A 25,696-nucleotide genomic window follows, 5' to 3' on the forward strand; every position below is an offset into this window, starting at 1 on the left:
GCAAGGTAGGAGTTGAGTGACTGAGTCTGAGTCCAACGATCGACGCAGAATCAGTGTTGAGCTTCCAGACTCCCTCGTTCGACGTCTGGATGAGCTGAAGAGTGAATGGGGACTTCGTGCAAGAGGTGATTGCCTCAGTCGCTTGCTGGAGGAGATCTTCAATACTGACGACGAAGCCGACACGGATCACGCGGTCAACGACAGCACTGAACTGAACCCTGACCAACATCGTCATCAATCCGACACTGGAGTTGAAACGGTTGGCGTTTCGACTCGTCAACCCAGTTACAACGAAGAACGTGCGTTGGTCCTGATCGGTAGAAGCAGCATTGAACTGGGAAACCAAGACGACGACGAGCTCCCACCACCAAAGCGCCCAAGCGGAAACAGTGGGCCATCGAGCCCAGGAGGGATTGATTTACCCGGTTTCGTCCGCAAACGCACCACTCAGATCAGAGAGAGCCTGCATCCCCGCCCCGGAGTGGAGCCGTCTGGAGATGCACCTTTGATGCCTGCAGCCAACGAACAGGATTTACTCGCCAGTGCCAGTGCTGCTGGCGAGCACTGGCTCAATCTTTACGGAACTGCAGCTGGAGAAACCGTGTTGGAAGCAGCGATGACTTGGCTTGGCAGAGATATCTGGCCCAATGCGGAAGTCAGTGAAGGCCGAACGTTTACTTGGTCGCAGGCGACCGATGTGATCAACAACATGTGTCCAGGCTGGTTGGAACCCACGCCGCGATTCGAGCAGGTGATGGTGGTTGCAGGCCTATTGGAAGATCCCTTCGCAACCTCGGAGCTCGTACACAGAATTCCAACCCTGATTCGGCGATTCGTAAACCGTTTCAAGAGAAGCCGAAAAGTGACCTCCTTTCAGACACTCGAATCAACCATGACCGTGCATGGAGCACTCAAACTGCTCGCATTGCCAACCCAAGCAGGGGCATCACTGACGCTGAAAGTGATTCGCGAAGCGTACAAAAAGCAGGCGATGGATGTGCATCCAGACGCTGGCGGGTCGACTGAAGCGATGCGTCGCCTGAACGAGGCGTACCAGATGCTTCGCGAGCTCTATCGCCAAAAAAGCTAGGCTTGCCTGTCTCTTCTGCGTCTAAAGGCTGGACCTAGATTGCGTCACAAGTGCGACAAGCCAGACAGGCCATTCGCTCCTTGGCGGACGGGGAGAACTCGCAACGTTGACTGGAGAGGCGCTGGTGGAAGGTGCGTCAAGTACGAAGCCACTGCGTTGCGTCTCGGCAATGCCATTCATTAACACGGGAAATCATCAGGGAGGAAGGCACAATCGCGATCACGGCAGTGATCACAAGATCACGGTTGCTCTGCTTGCCATTGGTCACTGCACCTGCTGGAGACCAACAGGAATGTCGACCGCGCCTAACCATCAAGAAGTCTTTTTTCAATCATTCCAATTGATGCCACTACAGGAACACTGGTCGCCAAGAGCTGGACAGAAACAAGTGCTCCAACAACAAATATGGTCGATCGATGCAGAGACTGATGTCCAGAGCGTTCGTGACAACGGTCCAGCGGTCCTTTGATTGGGGGAAAAGACTGGCACAACTGGCTTTTTCAACCCTGCGTACCTGCTGTAGACACAGGTACGCAGGGTTGAACCATTGATCTAGCGCCTGCCGATGAGCTTCATGGTCAACGGGAAGCAGCAAAGGCTGAGCGAAGGGACCTAGCCCAAAGGAGGCGCGGCATCTTGGTATTGCCAATCCAAAACAAGACTCAATGCGAGTCTTGTTTTACGTCTAATTCGATATTGAGAAGAGAGGTAAGAGAGCAGATTCCGGTTGGAGCCCAGAGCCTCAGGCTGCACAGGGCAAGCGTTGAGCTCTGAGGGCAAAAAAACTAGTCTCACGAGAATCTTCTGGGTCTTACGACTAGTCTCGTGCCACGTCTCATTCAAGCCCGATGCGACGATTCTCTGGTCATGAAAAAGCCGGTGGTGTCACCGGCTTTGCTTGGAGATTCAGGGGAACAAGGCCTGATCAGGTTGGGGTCTGCATTCCCAAAATGAGGAAATCGAAGTATGGGGAAGCGAGTGTTTGCTGATCATCAGAGAGAAGTGCAAGTGCAGCAGCCCGCATCGCTTTCATGGCTTCAACCATGCCAGGCATCGGAACGCCAAGGCTGTTGTACATCTCACGCGCACCGACCAAGCCGATGTTCTGGATCATCTCAGTGCTGCCAGCAAGAACGCCATACGTCACTAAGCGCAGGTACCAGCTGTAATCACGCAGGCACTGGGCACGTTGCTTCTGACCATAGGCATTGCCACCTGGTGCCACATATTCAGGCTTTCGGCTGAACAGTTGTTTAGCCGACTCATCAACGATCTTCTTTTCGTTGTCCGTCAGGGTACGGACAACGGCGAGACGGACGGCACCTTGGTCGAGGAAATCGACCATGGAGCGCAATTCACCGCTTGTTGGATAGCGGAGATCGTCATCAGCCTGGAGAATCAGATCCCGAACAACGCTCATGACAGCTGGCATGCTGAAGTGAGTTTAGTGCTCCCAAGCCCTGAAACCGCCGATGGCGGCTTGGGTGTAACGCCTTTGCAATGGCCAACATCAGCTCCAATCCTCTGCCAGGCCTGGTGATCACCATCACCGGCGAAGATCTTGACCTGCGCGGCAATGGCATTGCCCGATGGCAGAACTGGGTGATCGTGGTGCCTTCCCTCTTGCCCGGTGAAGTTGCCCGTGTTCAGCTTCAGCAACGCAAACGGTCTCATTGGATTGGTCGCCGCACTGAATCCTTACTGGCGGCAAGCGATGCAAGAAAACCTCCATGCATCCTTGCGAGCGATTGTGGTGGATGCACCTTGCAACATCTTGAAGACGCCAGCCAAGCAGCATGGAAGCAACGCCAGTTGGAAAAGGCGTTGTTACGACTGGGATCGATCAGTCATGCAACAGATGCTCTGCTCACGAGCGATGCCTCCTGCCTGGGGTACCGCAACAGGGCTCTTCTTCCGCTACATCGTGATGTTGAAGGTCGGTTGCGCATGGGTTACTACCGGCGTGGTTCTCACAGAATCGTCAATCTGAATCACTGCCCTGTGCTTGATCCGCGTCTGGATGAACTGCTCAAGCCAATTAAGCAAGACTTGCAGGATTCAGGCTGGCCAGCTGATTCAGACCTGCAAAACGGTCCTGCACTAAGGCATCTCGGCCTAAGACTTGGCAGTCGTACCGATGACATTCTGATCACTCTCGTGAGCAGCACCAATGCTCTCAATGGCCTGAGGGAGATGGCCCAGTCATGGTGTCGTCGATGGCCACAAGTTCGTGGTGTCACCTTGAATCTCCAACCGAAACGAAGCAACCGTGTGCTGGGTGAAGACACCCAGTTGCTGTGTGGATCGGCTCAGATCGAAGAAACGTTCTGCGGCATCTCATTGATGCTGGGAACGACAACGTTCTTTCAAGTCAATACCCTTCAGGCCGAGGCAGCCGTGAATCGGCTTTGTGAGTGGCTGAAACAGAGAGCCGGCATCACGAGTGTGATCGACGCGTACTGCGGCATTGGCACCATCGCCCTACCGCTTGCGTCACAGGGTCACAGCGTGCTTGGTCTTGAACTTCATCGTGAGTCAGTCGATCAGGCACGACTGAATGCAGCCCGTAACCATCTCGAGAACGTGGATTTCAAGGCTGGTGACGTGAAATCGTTGTTGGCAGAAGCCTTGCCTCACCACAAGGCACTGGTGGTGGATCCACCCAGGAAAGGGCTTGACTCCGAGGTGGTTGATCAGATTCTCTCGTCTCCGCCAGCGTGGTTCGCCTATCTCAGTTGCGATCCTGCCACGTTATCTCGCGATCTCAAGCAACTCGCTGGTCCTGAAGGGCCCTATGCGGTGGAAGCACTTCATCCCGTTGATTTCTTCCCCCAGACAACGCATCTGGAGTGCTTGGCACTATTAAGACTCGCAAAATAAGCTGGCTAAGTATGTCGCCAAGCTTTTCGGTTGGACAACCCTCAGCTGCGTAATTCAGCGTTAAATTGTTTTACGAGAGCCTGGCGAACTTTCTCGTGCACAGGTTGCAACTGGTCATCAGTGAGGGTGCTGTCTTTACCTCTATAGCGAATACGGAATGCTTGACTGCATTCGTTCTCACCAAGCTGTTCACCCTCAAAACGATCAATCAGTTCGACGCTTTCCAGCAATGGCTTACCGGCCTTGCGGATTGCTTGTAGTAGATCGGCACAGTGTTGATCACGCTCCACCACCACTGCCAGGTCTCGCTCCATTGCCGGCACTGTGCTGAATGGCTTGAAGGCTGGAGACCACCGGTTTGTACGGGTCGCGGCTTCAAGTAAGCGACTCAGTTCAAGATCAAATAAGAACGTGTGATCTGGAAGGTCGAACTGTTCACACAGCAGGGGATGGAGTTGGCCGAAGTTGCCAAGCGCTCGCCCTTCCAAGACCAATTGGGCAGCACGACCAGGGTGAAGACGCCCGTCATCTTTGAATGGACGATCGACAACCTCCAGCTTTAGGGCCTGGAAAATGCGTGTGAGCAAGCCCCGCGCTGTGAAATAAGTCAGTGGTACAGGTTTGCCACTGCTGGTCCAACGTTCTAGACGTCGTTCGGCGCAGATGACTCCACCAAGACGAGCGCTCTGTTGAATCGAGTCTGCCTCCAGAGCAAAGACGTTGCCAATTTCAAACATCCAACATCCTGGCTGGGAACTTTGAAGATTGCGTTGGCAGATCCTTAGGTGTTCTTCCCAAAGGTTGGCTCGTAGATGACTGGTTTCGGCGAGTAGGGGATTACTGATTGGAATGCGAATCTCATCGCTGTCAGCGCCCACCGGTCGGGCCTCCGGATCAGGAGAGGTCAGTGACAATGCTGTGACCTCTTGAAGACCAGAGGCGCAGAAGAGCATCCTTAACCGTCGCTCCGCCTGTTGCGCCGGGGTCAGATGTCCGGGCTCTAGGGGGTCAGGCAACAGTGATTCGAAGCGGTCAAATCCCACCAATCTGGCCACCTCCTCAATCAGGTCGACCTCCCGTAAGAGGTCGCAGCTACGGGAGGGAGGAACCTTGACGCTCCACCCCGTCTCAGTGGCTGTGAGGTCACATCCGAGTGCCGTCAGACAACGTTCAATCACCACATCGTCCAGTGTTTCGGGGCCCGCCTCGCCGGCCAAGGCTCCTAACAACTGATGCACCGCTGCACGTCGCAGCATGAGAGGGGGCTCTGCTCTGGCCGGCTCGGAGCAGACGAACGTGCTGCCAGCGGTGGCTCCAAGATGGTCAGTGATCAGAAGAATTGCTCGTTGCGCAGCGGCGAGGGTGACCTCCCGCGGTAATCCTTTCTCGTAACGACTGCTGGCTTCGGTACGCAGTCCGCCAGAGCGGCTGCTATTTCGGACAGCGGTAGGGCTGAAGAGTGCGGACTCCAACCAAATACGGGTTGTGCCGACAGTGACACCGCTTGCTTCACTTCCCATGACACCGGCCAAGGCCACGGGAAGATTGCGACAGGTCACGAGCTGTGCTCTTGCGTCAAGGCTGAGTTCCCGTCCATCCAGGCCGGTGAACAATTCAGCTTCTTGGGCCTGACGAAGTCCGAAATCGGCAGCACTGACTGGACCACCACAAAGTCGGTCAAGAGCATCTGCATCGAAGGCATGCAGGGGTTGCCCCTGTTCAAGCATCACCAAGTTGGTGAGATCCACCACAATGTTGACGCTGTTCATGCCAGCTCGTTCCAGACGCTGGCGAAGCCAGGTTGGCGAGGGTTTTGCTGCGTCGACCTTGCATAGCTCTGTGACGCCATACAGGCCTCCAGCACGCATCGCTTCCGTACTGACGGGATCGGTCTTGAGAGAGGCGATGGATTGAGGCGGTTGAAGCTCGGGGAGATTGAGAGCTGCACCAGTGAGAGCCGACACTTCACGGGCGATCCCCGTCATCGACAGCCCATCCGGCCGATTGGCCGTAATCGCCAGGTCGAGCACTGTGTCGTCCAGTCCCAACAGTGCAGCGACTGGAGTTCCTGGAACGGGGACCGAGTCCAGCAGATCCTCAAGAATGGCGATGCCATCAACGTCGCTGGACTGCCCCAGTTCCTTAAGGGAACAGATCATTCCCTCACTGGCGACGCCCCTCAATTCCCCGGACTTGATCTTGAGGTTGACAGCAGGCAACACCGCTCCAACGGTGGCCACCGGCACATGGATGCCATCACGAACATTGGCTGCGCCACAGACAATCTGCAGAGTCGCTTCGCGACCGACATCAACCTGACACACACTCAACTTGTCAGCATCCGGATGTTTGACCCGTTCCAACACCCGTCCAACGACGACACCCTGAGCCAGGAGGGAGAGATCCTCAATCTCTTCCACCTCAAAACCAGCCATCGACAGGCGTTCTGCCAATTGATCAGCGGGCTCCTCCACCTGAACGAGATCCTGAAGCCAGGAGAGAGAAACTCGCATCGAGCCGACGAAGTGGGCTGGGAATCCTACGAAGCCCCCATCCTGCTGAGAGAACCGTGGGCATGGTCGAAAGGCGGACCGTCAAGAAGGTAAGCTTGGAGGCTGTCACTTCGCCTCGCACCTGCGGTGCAACGTCCTTATGGCTAAGAACAAGGGCGTCCGGATTGTGGTCACTCTCGAGTGCACCGAATGCCGGTCCGCCACCGACAAGCGTTCTCCAGGCGTGTCTCGTTACACAACTGAGAAGAATCGCCGGAATACAACTGAACGGCTGGAGCTCATGAAGTTCTGCCCTCAACTCAACAGGATGACTCTCCATCGAGAGATCAAATGAGTTCGCAGATTCGCAGTTCCTTTCCCCGTTCCTAATTCATGTCGAGCTCATTCTTCAAGAAGCGTCTTTCACCGATCAAGCCTGGTGATCCCATTGATTACAAGGATGTTGATCTGCTCAAGAAATTCATAACCGAGCGTGGCAAGATCCTTCCCCGTCGACTCACAGGCTTGACTGCCAAGCAGCAACGTGACCTCACCAACGCTGTGAAGCGAGCTCGCATTGTGGCAATGCTGCCGTTTGTCAATCCAGAGGGCTGATCCCTGACTGCTCACGTGTTTCATGCTGGCGACCTCGTCGGCCTGCTTGAAACACGTGAGCCGAAGCTAGCTGTTGTCGAATCAGTACAAGGCAGCAAATATCGCATTCGTGTTGGCTTCACCGCTAAACAGCAAGTTGTCGCTAGGCGTCACCTCGAACTCATCTACAGCTTGCCCAATGGCGATGATCCACCCAGTCGCCTGGGCGTTCCACCTTGGTCATTCTCTGAACCAGAGCTAGATCACGCTCGTCCCAGTAGACGCGAATGGGCCTCAGCTTGGGTCCTGCTCTCGGAATCAGATGAGACGCTTGCGCTTGATGCGTTCGCTGATCTTGTCTGCGCAGCGGATCGACCTATCCACCGCGTTGCCTGCTGGTTGGCCTTGCATCATTCCCAATGGATGTTTCGCTTCAAGCAAGGTGTGATTGAAGCGCGAAGTAGCGACGAGCTAAAACATCTTCGTCAGGAAGAACGCCGGCAAAGGCTTAATCAAGCCCGTCGTCAAGCCTGTATTGACCTGTTTCGTCAGGGTGAAGCAATACAACCTGATCGCCTTGATCATCAGCAGGCCCTGTGGATGGAGCAGATCAAGGAGATGGCGACAGGACGCCTTGATTTCCGAAAACTAGAAGACGAAGTCAAAATAATACTGAAGGAACTTCATCTCAATGAGGACACGATAGATCTCTATCGAATGTTGATCAAGCTTGGACAAATTGATCCCCATCAGTTGCCCGCCATGCAGGCCAGTCGATGGTCTTCGGGATTTAGTCCAGAGCTCGAAGCATTAGCAAGGCAATTAGTCGCCGACAGTGAGACAACCAAACCAGGTGATGAGAAACGCCTGGATCTGTGTCATTTGCACTGCGTCACCATCGATGATGTCGACACACGTGACATCGACGACGGTCTTTCACTTGAGAGGAAAGACGGAGGCAGCGCCCGGATTTGGATCCATGTTGCTGATCCTGGGCGTCTGATCGAAGCCGGTTCAGCGCTCGATCAGGAAGCCATGGCCCGTGGCAGCAGTCTGTATCTGGCACAGGGAATCCAATCCATGTTCCCGTCATGTCTGGCAACAGGTCCTTTTAGCCTCCGCAGTGGACGAAGAAACCCAGCCTGGAGTACCTGGGTTGAACTGAATCCAGATGGTGCGATTGAGGCTTACGGAATCATTCGAAGCTGGGTGAAACCTCTTTACAAACTAAGTTATGACGATGCGGATGAACTGATTGATTTAGCTCCACCAGAAGAAGCGGATCTCGCAGATCTCGATCATCTTCTCAAACGTCGAAAGCACTGGCGTGAAACAAATGGAGCTCTAATGATGGAACTTCCTGAAGGTCGATTTCGCTGTCGCGACAACAAAGCATCACTAGAGATTACGGAGCCCTCCCCCTCCCGTTTGATGGTTGCGGAAGCCATGATCCTGGCGGGTGCTGCAGCCGCTCAGTTTGGCATCGACCATTCAGTTGCTATGCCCTTCCGTAGCCAACTGCCTGCGGAGTTGCCCTCGCCAGGCGAATTGGACGAGTTACCAGAGGGTGCTGTGCGCTTTGCCGCCATCAAACGATGCTTAAGCAGAGGTCTGATGGGAACGAAGCCAGCTGCTCATTTCAGCCTTGGCCTGCCGGCCTATGTACAAGCCACCTCTCCAATTCGTCGGTATGGGGATTTGATCGTGCAACGTCAGATACTTGCCACCTTGAACAATGACCTGCCTTTAAGCGAAGACGATCTCCAAGACCTTGTTAATCAAGTGGATCATTCCACCCGAGAAGGCATTGGAATCAGCCGAGAAGACCAGCGCCACTGGCAGCAGGTGTGGTTTGAATCCCACTCTGAAGACCATTGGCAGGCCGATTTTCTGCGTTGGTTGAGGCCACAAGACCGACTTGGCCTGATTCGGATTGATGCACTGGCGATTGACCTTCCAGCCGAGTGCCCAGCTGGCTGTTCGCCAGGTGACGACCTAACAGTTGAGGTAATTGCGGCCGATTCGGCCTGTGATCAACTCAAGTTGAGGGGACGCTGACTCCACCAGACCGGCACCGAATTAAAAACGTTGGCTAATCCTCAACCAAGGTCCCCAAGGATTCGCCGTTCCAATCAGGCAAGTATCAACAGGCTGGTCCAGCGTTGACAGCCAGTCATGAACAGACGGCTCAAGGGTGATCACTGGCCAGCTGTTGCCATCGGATTGGTGCAGAGTGAAGCCACCGGTTTGATCGGGAACGAGTCGCCCAGACCAACGCGTTGCTCTGGGATGGTGCAAAGGTCTCTTATTCCTATCGAACCCTGATGCATCTGAATCGCTAGGCCATCGATCACCTTCCAGCATCCGTTGAGGATCTGCAACGACAGCGGCCTGGCGTTCGCTCCACTGAGGGTGATGCCAAGGGGTATCCCAGAGCGGGACCACCGCAGCAGGAGCCTTCCGGTCATGGATCAAAGCATCCTGCAGAACGCGGACAGGTAGATCTGCTGGCGAACAATTCAGTTCTACGGACAGAGCTGCAGCGGCTCCAGCCGCCTGACCAAGATTCAGAATCAGAGGTTGAAGCCGAGTGGCACCGTTAGCTATATGGCTGGTGCTGAACTGTTTATCGGCTGCCAGGAGATTGTCGACCTCCAGGCTCAGCAGGGCGCCATAGGGAATGCAAAACGGTGTACCAGTCCATCGGCCTCCCCAACGACAACTTTTCACTGCCAATGGCCAATCCTGGCCGGGGTAATGGTGATCATTCGCATAATTGCCAACTGCAATTGACTGCAGTTCTCCAGCATCATTCAAGGGCAACGCCGCTAGCGAAACCCCTTCGGCCATGGGCAAAAGCTCCTGCTCAATCAACGTATGACGACCGATCATCCGACGGCCCTCACGCCAGTACGGCATCGCCGCTAACCAGGGAGCAGGGCTGCCAGCGGCTTTTGGGAACGCCTTGCCCAGCCTCATCCAACCTTCACTGGCTTCTTGCATCGAGGCAGCAAATCTGAGGCTATGGGCCTGCATGTCCGCATAGAGCTCTTTCTCGGCCTCTTCCCCACGCCTGAATGCACGCTCAAGATCGTCGTGCCAATCATTGCCGTGTAACGGCCAATTCAGCATCACCAAGCCAGATGGCAAGCGGCCATAAGTCAGTGTCCGTTCCAACCCGAATGAATCACAGGCCTTCCGGAAGGGGGCGCTGATATCAGGTTGGGTAGTTGGTTGAATTGTCCCGGCCCGACCCTTTTGCAATGCGTCGCTCTGCAACTGACCGATGACCACCCATGTGGGTGACTGCACCGGCTGCTCAGCAAAGAAGGCTTCGCTTTCCAGTCGCACCCGTGCAGGGGCACTGGGCTCACCCCACGTCTCCTGCGCTTCCCATCCGAATCGAAAGGGCACATCCGCCAACGGCAAGAGATCTCCGCGATCACTGCCATCGATCACCACACGGCAGCCCACCCTGCGATGTTCACCTCCGTGCTCCACGCGCACAGCTGTCAGCACAGTCCCCTCTCGTTCGAGCTCAGAGACTCGACTGCGCCACCACCACTCAAGATTGGTCTCAGCCCGTACCCACTCCTGCAGGATCGCTTCAGCTGTTGTGGGGCGATAACCGAAACAGCTCACCCAGTTGTGGTCCAAGCCATCAGGCTCGGACTGTTCTAATGCTCGAAGGAACGCACCCCAGAGCCCTGTTTGCCATGGGGAAAGTTCGTTGCCATCTGGGCAGCAGACCCCTGCAGCACTGACCATGCCTCCCAACCAGGATCCAGGTGTCAGCAGCAGGGTGCTCGCACCAGAACGGGATGCCTGGATTGCTGCAGCCACTCCACCGGTGCCGCCACCCCAAACGACAACATCAAAATTCTGATCGGCAGCAGCCACGATGCGAGAACGTCCTTGCTTGTGATGGGTTGTTTCTCGAGCTCAGTACAGGAGCTGAGAGCAGGAAACGCAAGCCCAGGCCTACAACAACAAGCCAGTTGACGGTCAAAAGCGAAACAAGCAAACCGTCTAATCGATCTCGCACTGCTTGGATCAACGTCAAGCGGATTGGGCTTAATCAGACGCTGGGAACCAAGCAGAGAACGCTCAACGCGCTGCTAGCGCATCATCCGTTTCTGAGGCCGACATGGCCTTCAAGCCGTTGATGAGCTGTTCTGCTTGTGCACGCCCCTCACGCTTGCTCTACGACCGTTGAGCGGATGGCGTGGGACGCCACGAATGCAAGCATCCATCGTTGGAGGCATTGATCGACCTAACGATCGTTCCCCCTCAGAGCGATCACCAAAACGGAAAAGCACCAGATCCATTCCCCTGGTTCCAATCAGACGAGAACGACGTCCCCTCTGTCACCATCCCAACGACCCTGAAAGCAGCGGGTGGGCAACCGATCCAATCGCAATCCAAGACGCGAGCTTGGAGGCAGAACTCAACGACAAGGCATTGCGCTGACGGATACGCGTCAGCGGAGGTCGTTAGGATCCATCGCCACCAGCCCGACCCCCAGAGTGGAGAGGCATTGTCAGGAGCAGACGTCGGAGAGATGACTTACAGCCTCACGACCCCTCTCTATTACGTCAACGACAAACCTCATCTCGGTAGCGCCTACACAACGCTCGCTTGCGATGCGCTGGCCCGTTTCCAACGCCTTGAAGGGCGCGATGTGATCTTTATCACTGGCGTTGATGAGCATGGCCAGAAGATTCAGCGCACAGCTGCAGATCGCGATGTCAGCCCACAGGAACACTGTGATCGAATCACGCAAAGCTATCGGTCTTTGTGGCATCGCTGGGGCATCAGCAACGATCGATTCGTTCGCACAACCGCTGACAGACACTTGCCCTTAGTGCAAGATTTTTTCCGGCGTTGCGAAGCCAACGGTGATATTCGAATCGGCCGCCAGACCGGCTGGTACTGCGTGGGATGCGAAGAGTTCAAAGATGATCCCGCTGAAGCCAATGATCCGATCTGCCCAATTCACCAGAAACCTCTGGAGTGGCGTGATGAGGAAAACCTGTTTTTCCGTCTCTCCAATTTTCAAGAACGGATCGAACAACTCATCAACGAACCAGACTTCATTGCTCCGGCCAACCGCCGCAAAGAGATTCAGAATTTTGTGGCTGGCGGCCTGCGTGATTTCTCCATATCGCGCGTGAACGTGTCATGGGGACTGCCGGTGCCTGGACATTCCGGACATACCTTCTACGTCTGGTTTGATGCATTGCTCGGCTATCTCACGGCTCTTCTCGACGACGGTGGTGACATCAACCTGGATCGCCTTACCGATGTTGGCTGGCCTGCACAGATGCAGGTGATCGGAAAAGACATCCTTCGTTTTCACGCTGTCTACTGGCCAGCGATGCTGATGTCGGCAGGGTTGCCATTACCCAAGAAAGTATTTGGCCATGGTTTTCTCACCCGAGAAGGCCAGAAGATGGGCAAATCTCTAGGAAACGTTCTTGATCCCGAGCTGCTCTTGGAACGCTGTGGTTCCGATGCTGTGCGTTGGTACCTCTTGCGAGATATTCAGTTCGGTGATGATGGCGATTTTCAACAACAGCGATTCACCGATTTAGTCAATAACGATTTAGCCAACACAATCGGCAATCTTCTCAATCGCACTGCATCAATGGCTCGAAAGTGGTTCAACGACGCCGTTCCACCTTCAGGCAGCGCTACAACCGCTGATCATCCCTTGCGACTCCAGGCCGAAAAAGCAATTTCAGAGACACGTGCTGCCATGCCATTAATGGCTTTCCAGCATGCTTCTGAATCAGTTCTTCAGCTTGCGATTCAGGCCAATGGCTATCTGAATGAACGTGCTCCTTGGAGTCTGATGAAGCAGGACGGCAATGAATCGGTCGTCGGTTCAGATCTGTATGCCGTATTGGAATGCTGCCGGATCGTAGGACTGCTGCTAAACCCTTTAGTGCCTGACCTGAGTCTTCGAATTCTGGAACAGCTCGGCCAGGATGGCATGCCCGAGAATTGGAATGATTCCCTTGTTTGGGGGAAGCTTGCGAGCCATCAGTCCCTTCCTAAACCAAACCCGGTGATGCAGCGCCTCGAACTGGAGACTCCCCTTTGACGCACCGCCGGAACAAACGGTTCACGCTCGGCGCCCTATGCCTTGCCACTGTCCTTTTCGGTTGCGAAGGAGCAGATCGCGCCTCATTACCTGACGCACCGCCCTTTGTCTTTCGATCGCTCGAGTTACGTCAGAAACGTCCCAATGGCCAACGTGACTGGGATTTGACTAGTCCTGAGGCCCGTTACGAATTCAGCAGAAGACTCGTGCGAGCCAGCCGTCCAGAGGGGACTCTCTACCGCGATGGACAGGAAACCTTCCGAATCAGCGCTAACCGCGCCACCGTCGTCAATGACGGCGAGCTCGTGCTGCTTGAAGGCAATGTGAATCTCCAGCAATTACAAGGCCAGAAAGTGCTGATCAAAGGGGATCGCTTGCGCTGGACTCCCGCTGCTTCGTTACTGGTCATGGAGCAACGTCCTGAAGCGATTGATCCAATGTCTCGGATCAAGGCCAGCAAAGCTCGCTTGCATCAGCTAACGGAAGACCTCACACTGCTCGGCAACGTCCAACTCGAACGCTGGACAGAGCCACAGGGCCAGAGAGCAGGTCGCCATGCCGATGTTGTGGTTCGGAGTGGAGAAGCTGAGTGGAACCTGGCGGATGGGGATCTCCAGGCCCGTGGACCCGTGCTCGGTCAACGCCGCGGCGAAGGGCACAAGACTCTCCAGCAGCTGCATGCTGAACGTTTGAAAGGCAATACGGTTGAAGGATTAATCGATCTGATCGGACCGGTTCGCGTGTTGGCGCCCGACCGTGAAGGCCAACTGGAGGCCGCCACTACAACCTGGGACTTCGCCAAGGACGCCCTGATCAGTCGAAAACCATTCAACGCAACCATGAAGGAGTCTCGGCTCCAAGGAGATGGCTTCCGCATCGATATGGGCCAAACAACTGTGACTGTGCTTAGCGCCTGCCAAATGAACCAGCCTGGAGAGACGCTGAAAGCAAACCAATGCAGTTGGGACTGGACCTCAAACCGCGTCTCCGCACGAGGCAATGTGGTGGTCGAGCGCCCATCCAATCAACAGATCACGCGAAGTGATCGTCTGGACGGCACTGTTGGAGACAAAGGCACTGTGATCTTCAGCTCACCCGGCGGCACAGTGCAATCCGAGCTCAACATCCAGGAGGAGCAGGAGCGTCCGCTTGGACAGGCAAAACGTCGTTCGTCTCCAGTGTCATTCTGAGTCGTTCACACCAACCGGAAAACCAGCGTTCATCGGAACGACTGAAACAACGTTCCGACCAACCCCCAAGCACAACCCAACCCCGCTCCCCTAGGGGATGCACCATGACCGCAGGTAGTCCAGGCAGAACCGGATCGAATTCGCTGCTTCCGGGGTAGAGGGCAGTTTTGACAAGGGAAACCAGTTGTCCCTGGTTGCGGGAGCGTTCACAGATGGCTCCAGGTGAGAACGTTTCGCTGGGTGGGGACGACGAGGAGGAATCCCCTTCTGGCAAGGGCGGCACCAAACCACGTCGGAGCACTACACGTTCATCCCAGGCCACCAAAATTGTGGCCGCGGAGGTGGCAGTCAGCAGTAGGTGACTGCCCCAGGCGAGCTCGGTGCGGGTCGCATCATTCAATCCCAGCTCCATCCGCAAACCTTGAGTTCCGCCAAGGTCAACCGCATCAGGTGCAAGAGGTTGGGCCCTGGTCCAGAGCACCGCGACCAGCATTAAGCCAACGGCTGCCATCGCAGCCAACACCTCCGCCCTCTGCAGACTGGGATTGATCGAAGGTGCGCTCAGGCCATTGCCAATGGCGAGCAGAAGTAAAAGCACGCCCGACGAAAGGCTGACACTGGCACCAAAGGGCATGGAGAAGGTTGGGGGTGGCAGATCGAGTCACTCTTGCTCAAATAGTGGTGAATGCACCAGGGACCATGGACTCCGCCGAAGCGTTTGCCGCCGTCGCTCTGGGTGCTGTTGCCTGTGATGGAGTGCTGGGCAAGGACGAAGCGCATGCGCTGCGACGTCAGCTCGAGTTCCGCACGCCTTACTGCACCCGCTCCGAGGCGGAGATGGGAGACCTTTTTGACCGTTTGTTGACGCTGTTGCGTCAGGAGGGATTGAATCAGTTGGTCAATACGGCTCTACCGGCGCTGTCCACGAGCCAGCAGGAAACAGCCTTGGCACTAGCAGCTCAACTGGTGCATGCCGACAAGGTCGTTGCAGAGGAAGAAAGCACGTTTCTTGAGTTGCTTTGCACGATGATGACGCTCCCTTCCGGTCGCGCTTCTTCGATCGTTGAGGCCATCATGGCTCTCAACCGCGACAGCCTTGCCGGCTAAAGGCAGACTGCTCATAACGCTTACCAAAAACGATGCTGCGGATTCGATCGATCGTTGCCGGTTTGATGGCAACTTGCCTCAGCCTGATACTGCTTGTGCCAGCCGCGGTTGCAGTCTCGCCGCTCGACTTCTCAGCCACAGCTCCGAATGAAAGCGTGATTGATAGCGCTGATGTACTCAGCCGCTCAAGCCGCTCCGATATTGCTGCCCGCCTTGAGCAACTCAACGCTCAGCGGCTCGATGCCCGCCTGGTGACACTCCGCCGTCTCGACTACGGCTTGAGCCTCAATCAATTCGGAGAAGACCTGATCACGCGGTGGTCCGACGACCGCAATGCAGTCCCTCGTCTCTTGTTTCTGATTGAAGCGAACAATAAGCAGGCAGCAGTTGTGGCCGATCCATTGCTGTCTGATCGGATCCCAACCGATCTCCTCCGCAGCACAGCCCGAACCACGATGACCCAGCCCCTCAGGGACGGTGATCGTTACCGGCAGGCCAGTCTGGATGCAATCACTCGGCTTGAAGTCGTGCTCGCTGGGGGCGCTGATCCTGGTCCCCCAGTTGAGCTGGAGCGCACCACACTCCCCACCAATGTCCCCACCGCCGAGGAAACGAAGGAGAGCAATGCTTTTGTTTGGGTTGTCGTTCTGCTGGTAGTTGGCACCATCATCCCAATGGCCACCTGGTGGGTCTTTTCACGCTGATCCACGCTCTACTCGGTCATGCCAATCCGCAACTGGATCAACACCTTCGGTCAGGCCAAATCTCGCGATCTGAACAGCGACCTTGATCGTGGCTATGAATCGGCCCTGTTGATCCAGAGCCTCGAACTTGAGTACTACGGCGATCGACCGATCAGGCCAGACCTTGAGCTGTCAGTACCAACGTCCGTGCAGGCCACGGTTCTGCGCAAATTCCGTGCGGCTCTGAACATCTGCCGCACCAGCCTTGACCATCTCGAACCCATTCGTGGACAGCTAGACACTCAGGAACTGCGTCAATTGCAGCTGATCGAAGCTGTGGTCAGCCGGTATTCACCGAGACGAACGGCCTCAGCGCCCACCATGAGCCGGGAACCGGATCCGTTGCCGCGCTCTTTTCTCGGTGTCTTGGACTCCGTCAGACGGCAGCTCGATCCCACTGCTGAAGCCACTCTTGTGGCTGGATTCCGCAGGCGAAGGGACTCCACTTTGATTTCGCTCAAAGTGCTCCTCCTGCTGATTCTTGTGCCCCTCCTGATTCAGCAGACAAGCCGGACCTATCTGATTAGCCCGATGGTGGATCGGTTTGCTCCAGACCTGCCATTCCTCAGCTACCCAAAAACCCAACTAGAAGAAGAGGCGGTTGAGAAGCTACGCGTCTTTAAAGCTGAAATTGAATTTGATGCTCTTCTCAAGGGCAAGGCGATTCCAAGCCAGCAGGAATTGCAACAGGCGCTTTCGACTAAAGCAGAGGAACTGAAAGAGGAGGCAGACGCTGCCAGCACTCATGCCATCAAGAATGTTCTTTCAGATCTCGCTGCCTTAATGGCGTTCGTGATGGTCTGTCTCTTCAGCCGCGAGGAACTTCGCGTTCTCCGTGGCTTTTTCGATGAAGCCGTCTATGGCCTTAGTGACTCGGCCAAGGCCTTTGCCATTATTCTCTTCACCGATATTTTCGTTGGGTTTCACAGCCCAGAAGGCTGGACGGTATTACTTGATGGGATTGCCAATCATTTTGGATTTCCAGCCCGAGAAAATTTTATCCTGCTATTCATCGCCACATTCCCGGTGATTCTTGCCACCATTTTCAAATACTGGATCTTCCGGTATCTGAATCGGGTCAGTCCTTCCTCCGTTGCAACTCTGCGTGGGATGAACGGTGGTGGCTAAGCCAGGTCTTGTCTTGGTCAGCGGTCCAAGCCGTGGCGGCAAAAGTCGTTGGGCGGAGTCATTACTGAAACAGCAGGCCAAGGTCACCTATCTGGCCACATCTGCCAACCGACCTGACGACCCCTCCTGGCAATCAAGACTGAGGTTGCATCGTGAACGGCGTCCTCAGCGATGGGGACTGATCGAAACGACCTCAGACCTGCCAGAGACCATCACCAGATGTCCCAAGGATGAAGCCCTTCTGGTTGATTCCGTCGGTGGATTCGTGGCTTGGTGCCTCGACCTCGACCAGGAGCAGTGGGAGCAGCGTTCAAATCAGCTGGTAAGGGCAGTGGAACAGCCAGATCGAATGGTCGTGATGGTCATCGAAGAGACGGGATGGGGGGTCGTTCCGGCAACCCCCATCGGCGGCCTCTTCCGTGATCGCTTAGGACTACTGGCTCAACAGCTCGAGACAAGAAGCGACCGCAGTTGGCTTGTGCTTCAGGGACGAGCCATTGATTTGCATGCGATCGGAGAACCGGTATGACCCTGGCGACATCTCCTCTCAGGATTGCCCTCTTCGAACCTCGAATCCCACCAAATACAGGCAACATCGCCAGAAGTTGTGCAGCTTTTCAACTGCCGCTGTCACTGATTGAGCCCCTCGGCTTCAGCATCGATGATCGGGCGCTTAAAAGGGCTGGACTGGATTACTGGCCTCATGTCGACGTAACGGCACACGAGAATTTCATGAGCTTTCTGGAGGCTCTGCCGAAGCCATACCGACTGATTGGCTGCAGCCGACATGGAGGTCGCTCATTGAGTGAGTTCCAGTTTCTTGCAGGCGATGTCCTGCTTTTTGGTCGCGAAGACACCGGCCTTCCAGCGGATGTACGCGATCAATGTGATCAGATCTGCACAATCCCAATGCGCGGGCATGAGAATGTGCGAAGCCTCAACCTTTCGGTCTCGTGTGCCCTGGTGAGCTTCCAGGCAGGGATGCAGCTGGGTTTGTGGTGATCGACAACCTGGGCCATGCCCCCTTGCGGGGTCGTGTTCTGGCCGCTACTTTCAGCCGGTCTAAGGCTTTTCGCGGTCCATCCGCAGCTGTTCTGCTTGCTCGCTTTGATGAAGCCCCTGCTGACTCTGGCTTTAACCTCCGCACTACCAGTTGTGGGAATTGCAGCCATTGGCAGTTTGCCAGGTGTCGCAGATGGACAGCACAACGTCACCGCACAGAACTTTCTGCTCGCAACAGCACCACCTCCGGTCCAAGAAACACGTCTCTGGGTTCGTTTGATCTCTGATGTGTCTCTCTCCACTCTTGCCGACGATCTCGACCTGAATGTGGACACATTGGTCGAACTCAATGAGCAGACCGATGAGGCAATCCTCAAGAAAGGAGCTTGGGTTGTTCTCCCAGAGACCAATCAGCGTCTAATTGCTCTCTCGAGTCATCTCAATTCAAGTGAAATTCGCGATTCAGCTCCTCTAACCGCACCGCCTACGCCGTCCGACGTTGTCAGGGTCTCCACTGGCGATTCAATTGTCTCCATCGCCACTGATCATGGCCTCACTCTTGCAGAAATTCGCCAGCTGAACCCAGGCCTCAATCTCGCCAAACTTGTGATCGGATCCGATGTACGGGTCGCCAATGCTGCACAAGGTTCACTCTTGGCAATCCGGCCAGGTGTTTCCGGCGGCGCCAGTTGGCCGAATCTTCCTTCCTTACCTGGAGGCCTAGATCCGGCTCGGATTCAGAGTTTTCTATGGCCTGCCAAGGGAGTCTTCACCTCGGGCTATGGATGGCGTTGGGGTCGGATGCACAAAGGTATTGACATCGCCAACAACGTTGGCACACCGATTATCGCTGCCAAGGACGGCATTGTTGCTTATTCAGGCTGGAGCAGTGGCTACGGCTATCTAGTGGAACTTAGTCATGGAGATGGTTCATCCACACGCTATGCCCACAACAGCAGACTGTTAGTCCGCAAAGGTCAGATAGTGCCTCAGGGCCAAACAATCTCGTTGATGGGTAGCACTGGTCGCAGCACAGGACCCCATCTCCACTTTGAGATCCGTAAAGCCGGTGGTGCAGCCGTTGATCCAATGGCGATGTTGCCAAGTCGTCGCGCCTGATCCGCGTCGGACGATCGTTTAAACTATTTGGGTCACGACAGGGTAGCTCAGCTGGTTAGAGCGGCGGATTCATAACCCGCAGGTCGGGAGTTCAAGTCTCCCCCTTGTCATTTAAGCAAAAAGCTCACTAACATCTAGTGAGCTTTTTTAATGCCTTAACTGTCAATGCTAATGGGTGTTTTTAACGCATCTCGATGGCATTAAGGCGATCTCGGAATGACTGAGGTGCCATTGCAGCTTGTTCAGGTAGAAGGCTGTCGCCGCTATGGTTCTCCAGAGCATTGGGGCGACGCTGGGCGCGAACAGACTGGCCTTTCCTCGGTTTCACCTGAAGCGTGAGAGCACGGGTCTGAGGGTCACGAACAAGTGGTTGAGCCCTGAGCTCACTACGGACCTGATTGAGAAGTCGAAAATGACCGGTACTACTGAATTTCCTAAGAAGAGCCTGATCCCAGGCCATGGAACGTTTGATCATGGCCCCATCTTAGAGCCGCACCTGTTGCAGCTCAAAGTGACCCGACAAGGGATCCGTTGACGCAACAACCGTGATAAATTGTCAAAAGCAAGTGGTAGTGGGATCGACTTCGCCTTAGCGATCGATTGACCACCACAGCTGAACCATCGCTCTTCCATCATGACTGCCACCGGCTGTCTGCGAGTGGGTCAACAGGCCCCTGATTTCACCGCCACCGCAGTGGTTGACCAGGAATTCAAAGAGATCTCGCTGTCTCAGTATCGCGGCAAGTACGTGGTGCTGTTTTTCTACCCACTAGGTTTCACCTTCGTGTGCCCCACGGAGATCACCGCATTTAGCGATCGCTATGCGGACTTCTCCAGCAAGAACACCGAAGTTCTGGGCGTCTCTGTTGACAGCCAGTTCAGCCACCTTGCCTGGATCCAGAGTCCCCGCAATCAAGGCGGACTTGGCGATATTGCCTATCCCCTCGTTGCTGATCTCAAGAAAGAGATCGCATCTGCCTACAACGTGCTTGACGAGGATGCAGGGGTGGCTCTTCGCGGCCTGTTCATCATCGATCCCGATGGCGTGATCATGCACGCGACAATTAACAACCTGCCAGTCGGTAGGAACGTTGATGAAACACTTCGCGTTCTCCAAGCCTTCCAGTACGTACAGTCCCATCCCGATGAAGTCTGTCCTGCTAACTGGACCCCAGGCGAAAAGACCATGAAGCCTGATCCAGTGGGCAGCAAAGAATTCTTTGCTGCAGTCAACTGATCATTTCATTGATCGTATTGTGCCGCCCCTAAGGGCGGCTTTTTTATGGCAACGCTGATTGTGGAGGGTCCTGAGTGGCATGAAGATCCTGAACAACAGCTGTGGCGGAATGCTTACCAAGCAACGCTTTTAATGCATCCATCAGATTCACATCCATCGCGACTCGACTTCCATCACTAACAACCACGCGTGTCAGGGTTGGCAATCCACCTTGCCTTGCACGTAGGTACACAGGTTCCACGTACAAAAGAGCTTTACCTAGAGGAAGAACCAATAGATTTCCCTGAACCACTTCAGAGCCTGCTCGGTCCCAGAGTCCGAATTGCTGACTAATGACAGGGTTCTGATTGATCAAGGCTTGGATTTGCTCCGGACCGAAAATGGGTAGATCGGGAGGGAAACGAATTAACACCAGTTCTCCATAATGAGGACTATCGCTACGTGCGGCCAGCCAGGCTGAAAGATTGGGACGGGCCAACGGGGTGAGTGGTTGAAGCAATAGAAACTCTGAACGCTGCGCGGGCGTGAGCTGTGCAGTGATGTGATATGGAGCGACTGGAATTTGGCGTTGACCGTAAAGCTCTAAGGGGACCTGCCAAACATCATCACCGCTATAGAAGGTACGCGGGTCGGTGACGTGGTATCGGAGTAATTGTTGAACCTGGAGTTGAAACATATGACTGGGAACCATTAGATGATCGCGCAACTGTGTTGGCATCGCATCTAACGGCTGAAAAAGCTCCGGGAAGAGCTTCATCCATCCACCAATCATCGGATCATCCGGCTCACTCACATAGAGATGAACATTTCCGTTGTAAGCATCAACAACAGCTTTCACGGAATTCCGCACGTAGCGCATCGAAGTGCCGTCTGGCAGATCGGCTGCGTAGGGATAGGTACTTGAGCTGGTATAGCCATCAACGATCCAATACTGATTCTGTGCACTGTCATAATCTGATTGTTCACCTTCGATCGGCACTGAGACAAGGTAGGGATCACCTTCAAATGAGAGAAATGGAGCCAGTGCTTTCACTCTCTTACGTACATCTCGGCGCAGAAGAAGCTTGGAGCTTGTCTTCAGTGATCCCGTATTCAGCAAGCGTGGCTCCTTGAGGTAAACCGCTGCTGTAAGCCGTTGCCAGGGGTTTGACAAAGGAACTCCTGCATTGCCGGAATAGTGGTTATAAGTATTCTCATCGCCTTCAGGAAAGTCAAACTCCTGCACGCTTGTAGGAGCAATGGCATAAGGGGATGGCAACATGCCGAAATACAAGGCTGCACGACCAATTGGCACCCGCTTTTCTACATCTTCCTGAGTGATACTCAACGATTCATTTCCTTGAATACGGGTGGCTTTACCCAAGTCGCTAATGAAGTATTCAGGCAATCCATCAACGGCCCGTGTATTCACAGGGCTCAGAGTAAAACCGTAACCATGGGTAAAGACAAAGTGACGATTGAGCCACGTACGAGAGCGATCGGGGAGTGCGGCCTGATCCAGTTCCCTTGCCGTGATGATGACTTGCTGTCGCTGACCTGGATCGGCAGTGATTTGATATCGGTCAACGGCAGCACTGGAAAAGCGGTAGTAAACGCGCAGCTGCTGCAATTGCCGATTTGTGGCCAGCAACGGCTGACTATCCCAGAGTCGAACATTGTCCAAAGTGCTGGCACCTTCAACGAGATCCTCTGGACGGACCCTGGAGGCTGGATTGAGCGACCTGGTCGTGATCGCATCGAGTTGAAATGCTCGTCTAGTGGCCGCTATCGCATGGGTGAGATATGGACGTTCAAGCTTGAGTTCACGGGGCCGAACCACCAGCCAATCGAGTGATGGTGTGAGCAGCAGTTCAGCCAACAGTGCAGCGAACAAGAGTGTTGTGGCCCAGGCGCGCCATTGGCGGCGATGGATCGCCCACGGCAAAGGCAGCACCAGTACAGCCAGCGCCAACATCGACAACGACTCGATCTGGCGCAATGGCAAAACCAAATGCACATCAAGCCATCCAGCGCCTGCCACAACGCCGTCCTGGGTCCACAGCAATTGATGACGAGACAACCAGAGCAATGCGGCAAGCAAAGCAAGAATCAGCGCCAGGAATGGGCGAAGTCGCTGCCGTTCAATCGGTTGGAGCCCGGGGAATGACCAGTTAGAAACATCGGCAGGACGGCTAAAGCGACGCAGTAGTGCTGTAGCGACTGTCAGAACAAGCTGTGCGAGCAGCAACTGCAACAGCAGTGCGATCGCAGAGAAACGACCTAAGCCGAAGCTCACATCGGCACCGAAAAGAGGCTCAAGCTCACCGGTTGCAGGAATATTCAGGGCCAGTGCCCACAATCCCCAAGCCCGAGCAGCAGTGAAACAGGTGCATAAGCTGCCAAAAATGAACAATGGTGCCGTTCGAATCCGCCGCGATCGCGCAATGAGTGCAACAGCGATCAAGAGAAGAAGGGTGCAAGCAATCGATGGGTGACCAGTCATTGGTTGTTCCCACCAATGGCCAAGGCTGAACGGGTTGGTGCAAGCCAGCCAGGCCAAACGCATCAACACCGCCAGAGCAACAACGACCGCCCCCGCAGTGATCAACAGCATCAAGCCATAACGCCATCCGCTCAGAGCAAAGCGATGGGAATCGTCCGATGAAACTGAGGAATGATCGTCAGAGAGCTGCAGCCAAGAACTTCGCCAAAAGGCTCCAAGCGAAGCGACCGTGAAGGCTAAAAAGCCAGCGATAATCTGAAAAGTCCAGCGCTTAACAAGCACCGTCTGGAGAGAGAACTGCTCGAACCAGAGCCACTCAACCTGAAGACGGCAGAGCAAGACAAAGGCCAGGATAAGAATGGCCGAAACAAGCCAGAATTGACGCCGTCGCCACGGTCGACATTCCGGCTGGCGATGACTCCTACCTCGATTGGGACGACTCAATCCCTGGCGATCAGCTAACCCAAATTAGTGGCTACTGCTCGAAAGGCCGGCGAGTTGCATGAAACGCTCCGTATGCAGAGTTTCTTCAGCGATCAGTGATTCGACAAGGCGATCCATAATCTCGCGACGCGGCTCAAGCAGGGCAATGGCCTCATTCAGGGAGTCCTTTGCAAGGGAGCGGATTTGAGCATCGATCTCGCGACCTGTGCTTTCGGCATAGGTGGGGCGCGCATGCATCAGGTCACGGCCAAGAAAGACCTCATTGCCAGCGGCCTCGAGAGCCACCGGGCCCAACTGCGAAAAACCAAAGCGGGTCACCATTTCCCTTGCAAGCTGACTCACCATTTGCAAATCACCGCTTGCACCTTGGGTCACCTCTCCAGAGCCAAAGACGACGATTTCCGCGGCTCGACCACCTAAAGCCACAACCAACCTGGCCCGCAGCGCTGCCCGGGTGATCAGACCGGAATCAATCACCTCATCATCTGGCCAAAACCTGGTGAAACCACCAACCCCTCCACTTCGAGGCAAGAGCGTGACCTTGTCGACCGTCCCAGCCTGAGGCGTCAGCGCTGCCACCAATGCATGGCCGATTTCGTGATAGGCAATCAGTCGTTTTTTGGCGTTGTCTTGGAGAGGAGCTGCTGTCAACCCCATCGTGATTCGTTCGAGCGCGCACTCAACCTGCTCGTCACCGATGGCATTGGCGTTTTGACGTGCCGTGAGGATGGCCGCCTCATTGAGGAGATTGGCCAGATCAGCACCTGAGAAACCGGGTGTTCGTTTCGCCCATTCAGCCAGATCCACACGGTCATCGAGAGGGCGCGTGCGGGCATGGACCGCAAGGATGGCCTCACGACCTCGACGGTCGGGCAAATCCACATGGATACGGCGATCAAAACGACCCGGCCGCATCAAGGCGGTATCCAACACATCAACGCGATTCGTAGCCGCCAACAAAATCACACCCGAGTTATCAGCGAAGCCATCCATTTCGGTGAGCAGTTGATTCAGGGTCTGCTCACGTTCATCGTTTCCACCACCAATTCCTGCTCCGCGCTGACGACCAACCGCATCAATCTCGTCAATGAAAACAATACAGGGAGACTTTTCCTTGGCCTGCCGAAACAGATCTCGCACACGAGAGGCACCGACACCCACAAATAACTCGACAAATTCTGAGGCCGCCATTGAGAAAAAAGGAACACCGGCCTCGCCAGCAATCGCCTTAGCAAGAAGGGTTTTTCCTGTTCCAGGGGGGCCAACAAGCAAAACACCACGTGGGATCTTGGCTCCAAGCCGAATGAAACTCTCAGGTTCTCTCAAGAAGGTGACCACCTCTTGCAGTTCATCCTTGGCTTCGCTGATGCCAGCGACATCTTCAAAGCGAACGTTGAGATCGTCCTGTGGTTTCACCCTCGGCTGGCTTCGGCCGAAACCCATCGCACGATTAGCAACCTGTGCAGAACGTCGCAGCAGGAAAGAAAGACCAACAACAATCAACAGAATCAGGCCAAAGTTGCCCACGACCCCCGCAAGAGCCTGTTCCTGGCGTAAGTCCTTAACCGTGAGAGGAACCCCGGCAGATTCAGCTGTACGTAAAACCTGTTGATCGTTGGCAAGGATCGAGACGGTTGCCTTGCGACCGTCCGAATACTCCACCAAGACCTCACGACGCTGTGGAATCAACGTCAATTCCTTGACGTCGCCCGATCGGATCTCGCGGAGTAATTCGCTGTAGATCGGTTTGGATTCCGACTTGGGACGAGCCAGGGTGTCAGGGCTCTGGGGGCGGTCCGAAGGGCCTGAACTCACAGCGTTTCAGCGTTGATAAAAGCCTAGCGATTTGACGAGAGGACTCTCGACAGGGGAAGATCATCGTTTGGCTGAAGTTCGCCGGCAATGGCTGTACCCAAGAAGAAAACCTCCAAGGGAAAGCGCAATCAGCGCCATGCTGTATGGAAGGCCAAGGCGGCCACAGCGGCGCAACGCGCCATGTCACTTGGAAAATCAGTGCTGAGCGGTCGTGCCCAGGGATTTGTCTATCCGGTCTCCGAGGTTGACGACAGCGAAAGCTGAGCG

Annotated in this window: 22 protein-coding genes and 1 tRNA gene; 16 read left to right on the top strand and 7 right to left on the bottom strand. The window is 55.1% G+C overall.

Annotated features, from left to right (window positions below; all coding sequences use genetic code 11):
* The first annotated feature begins 16 nt into the window (after window positions 1-16).
* Window positions 17-1,090 (top strand): molecular chaperone DnaJ, encoded by a 1,074-nt coding sequence (locus tag DXY16_RS13185; RefSeq protein ID WP_115121603.1) that lies wholly within the window; start codon window positions 17-19, stop codon window positions 1,088-1,090.
* 925 nt (window positions 1,091-2,015) lie between these two features.
* Here DXY16_RS13185 and DXY16_RS13195 read toward each other — a convergent pair.
* Complete coding sequence (locus DXY16_RS13195) at window positions 2,016-2,510, bottom strand: allophycocyanin (RefSeq protein ID WP_115121605.1); 495 nt, start codon at window positions 2,508-2,510, stop codon at window positions 2,016-2,018.
* An 80-nt stretch (window positions 2,511-2,590) separates the two neighbouring features.
* Between DXY16_RS13195 and rlmD the strand changes: the two genes are divergently transcribed.
* Window positions 2,591-3,970 carry a 23S rRNA (uracil(1939)-C(5))-methyltransferase RlmD gene (gene rlmD / locus DXY16_RS13200; protein ID WP_115121606.1) on the top strand — a complete coding sequence of 460 codons (1,380 nt, stop codon included), beginning with the start codon at window positions 2,591-2,593 and terminating at the stop codon, window positions 3,968-3,970.
* A gap of 41 nt (window positions 3,971-4,011) precedes the next feature.
* On the opposite strand, the gene pheT is transcribed toward rlmD, so the two are convergent.
* Window positions 4,012-6,483 (bottom strand): phenylalanine--tRNA ligase subunit beta, encoded by a 2,472-nt coding sequence (gene pheT, locus DXY16_RS13205; protein WP_115121607.1) that lies wholly within the window; start codon window positions 6,481-6,483, stop codon window positions 4,012-4,014.
* Between the two features lie 139 nt (window positions 6,484-6,622).
* Between pheT and rpmG the strand changes: the two genes are divergently transcribed.
* From rpmG to DXY16_RS13220, 3 genes are read left to right on the top strand one after another with little or no spacing between them, the layout of a single operon-like run.
* Entirely contained in the window at window positions 6,623-6,817 is a 195-nt protein-coding gene (gene rpmG / locus DXY16_RS13210) for a 50S ribosomal protein L33 (protein ID WP_115015149.1), read from the top strand.
* A gap of 38 nt (window positions 6,818-6,855) precedes the next feature.
* Window positions 6,856-7,077, top strand: a complete 222-nt coding sequence (gene rpsR / locus DXY16_RS13215) for a 30S ribosomal protein S18 (RefSeq protein WP_007097958.1) — start codon at window positions 6,856-6,858, stop codon at window positions 7,075-7,077.
* A 15-nt stretch (window positions 7,078-7,092) separates the two neighbouring features.
* Entirely contained in the window at window positions 7,093-9,114 is a 2,022-nt protein-coding gene (locus tag DXY16_RS13220; RefSeq protein ID WP_244281693.1) for a ribonuclease catalytic domain-containing protein, read from the top strand.
* 21 nt (window positions 9,115-9,135) lie between these two features.
* Here DXY16_RS13220 and DXY16_RS13225 read toward each other — a convergent pair whose 3' ends face one another.
* On the bottom strand, window positions 9,136-10,956 hold the full coding sequence (locus tag DXY16_RS13225; protein WP_115121608.1) for an FAD-dependent oxidoreductase: 1,821 nt from the start codon (window positions 10,954-10,956) through the stop codon (window positions 9,136-9,138).
* A 661-nt stretch (window positions 10,957-11,617) separates the two neighbouring features.
* Between DXY16_RS13225 and metG the strand changes: the two genes are divergently transcribed.
* Window positions 11,618-13,162, top strand: a complete 1,545-nt coding sequence (gene metG / locus DXY16_RS13235) for a methionine--tRNA ligase (protein WP_115121610.1) — start codon at window positions 11,618-11,620, stop codon at window positions 13,160-13,162.
* The gene (gene lptC, locus DXY16_RS13240; RefSeq protein ID WP_115121611.1) at window positions 13,159-14,352 is read left to right on the top strand and encodes an LPS export ABC transporter periplasmic protein LptC; all 1,194 of its coding nucleotides are present in this window, start codon (window positions 13,159-13,161) and stop codon (window positions 14,350-14,352) included. The genes metG and lptC overlap by 4 nt, the downstream gene beginning before the upstream one ends.
* Here the strand turns inward: lptC and DXY16_RS13245 are convergent.
* Window positions 14,282-14,986: a cofactor assembly of complex C subunit B gene (locus DXY16_RS13245; RefSeq protein WP_115121612.1), complete on the bottom strand. Its 705-nt coding sequence runs from the start codon at window positions 14,984-14,986 to the stop codon at window positions 14,282-14,284. The genes lptC and DXY16_RS13245 overlap by 71 nt on opposite strands.
* A gap of 65 nt (window positions 14,987-15,051) precedes the next feature.
* On the opposite strand from DXY16_RS13245, the gene DXY16_RS13250 reads away from it, so the two are divergent.
* The 7 genes from DXY16_RS13250 (at window position 15,052) to DXY16_RS13280 (ending at window position 19,561) form a co-directional block, all read left to right on the top strand.
* Window positions 15,052-15,459, top strand: a complete 408-nt coding sequence (locus DXY16_RS13250) for a tellurite resistance TerB family protein (protein WP_115121613.1) — start codon at window positions 15,052-15,054, stop codon at window positions 15,457-15,459.
* A 65-nt stretch (window positions 15,460-15,524) separates the two neighbouring features.
* Entirely contained in the window at window positions 15,525-16,163 is a 639-nt protein-coding gene (gene psb32 / locus DXY16_RS13255) for a photosystem II repair protein Psb32 (protein WP_371410921.1), read from the top strand.
* Between the two features lie 18 nt (window positions 16,164-16,181).
* Window positions 16,182-17,330, top strand: coding sequence for a proton extrusion protein PcxA (gene pxcA / locus DXY16_RS13260; RefSeq protein WP_115121615.1), 1,149 nt, complete (start codon window positions 16,182-16,184; stop codon window positions 17,328-17,330).
* The gene (gene cobU / locus DXY16_RS13265; RefSeq protein WP_115121616.1) at window positions 17,320-17,859 is read left to right on the top strand and encodes a bifunctional adenosylcobinamide kinase/adenosylcobinamide-phosphate guanylyltransferase; all 540 of its coding nucleotides are present in this window, start codon (window positions 17,320-17,322) and stop codon (window positions 17,857-17,859) included. Before pxcA ends, cobU begins: the two co-directional genes overlap by 11 nt.
* Window positions 17,856-18,332, top strand: a complete 477-nt coding sequence (locus tag DXY16_RS13270; RefSeq protein WP_115121617.1) for a tRNA (cytidine(34)-2'-O)-methyltransferase — start codon at window positions 17,856-17,858, stop codon at window positions 18,330-18,332. Before cobU ends, DXY16_RS13270 begins: the two co-directional genes overlap by 4 nt.
* A 108-nt stretch (window positions 18,333-18,440) precedes the next feature.
* Entirely contained in the window at window positions 18,441-19,451 is a 1,011-nt protein-coding gene (locus DXY16_RS13275) for a M23 family metallopeptidase (protein WP_115121783.1), read from the top strand.
* Between the two features lie 36 nt (window positions 19,452-19,487).
* Window positions 19,488-19,561 (top strand) — tRNA-Met (locus DXY16_RS13280).
* Between the two features lie 71 nt (window positions 19,562-19,632).
* On the opposite strand, the gene DXY16_RS13285 is transcribed toward DXY16_RS13280, so the two are convergent.
* The gene (locus DXY16_RS13285) at window positions 19,633-19,926 is read right to left on the bottom strand and encodes a hypothetical protein (RefSeq protein ID WP_115015170.1); all 294 of its coding nucleotides are present in this window, start codon (window positions 19,924-19,926) and stop codon (window positions 19,633-19,635) included.
* Window positions 19,927-20,085: 159 nt separating this feature from the next.
* Here DXY16_RS13285 and DXY16_RS13290 point away from each other — a divergent pair, with 159 nt between their 5' ends.
* Entirely contained in the window at window positions 20,086-20,688 is a 603-nt protein-coding gene (locus DXY16_RS13290) for a peroxiredoxin (RefSeq protein WP_115121618.1), read from the top strand.
* A 43-nt stretch (window positions 20,689-20,731) separates the two neighbouring features.
* Here DXY16_RS13290 and DXY16_RS13295 read toward each other — a convergent pair whose 3' ends face one another.
* On the bottom strand, window positions 20,732-23,530 hold the full coding sequence (locus DXY16_RS13295; RefSeq protein WP_115121784.1) for a UPF0182 family protein: 2,799 nt from the start codon (window positions 23,528-23,530) through the stop codon (window positions 20,732-20,734).
* A 108-nt stretch (window positions 23,531-23,638) separates the two neighbouring features.
* The gene (gene ftsH, locus DXY16_RS13300) at window positions 23,639-25,429 is read right to left on the bottom strand and encodes an ATP-dependent zinc metalloprotease FtsH (protein WP_115121619.1); all 1,791 of its coding nucleotides are present in this window, start codon (window positions 25,427-25,429) and stop codon (window positions 23,639-23,641) included.
* Between the two features lie 87 nt (window positions 25,430-25,516).
* Here ftsH and rpmF point away from each other — a divergent pair, with 87 nt between their 5' ends.
* Window positions 25,517-25,693 (top strand): 50S ribosomal protein L32, encoded by a 177-nt coding sequence (gene rpmF, locus DXY16_RS13305; RefSeq protein ID WP_115015175.1) that lies wholly within the window; start codon window positions 25,517-25,519, stop codon window positions 25,691-25,693.
* Window positions 25,694-25,696: the final 3 nt, after the last annotated feature.

Origin of the sequence: Synechococcus sp. UW105, assembly GCF_900473935.1 — a bacterium.
In the GTDB taxonomy this organism is placed as follows: domain Bacteria; phylum Cyanobacteriota; class Cyanobacteriia; order PCC-6307; family Cyanobiaceae; genus Synechococcus_C.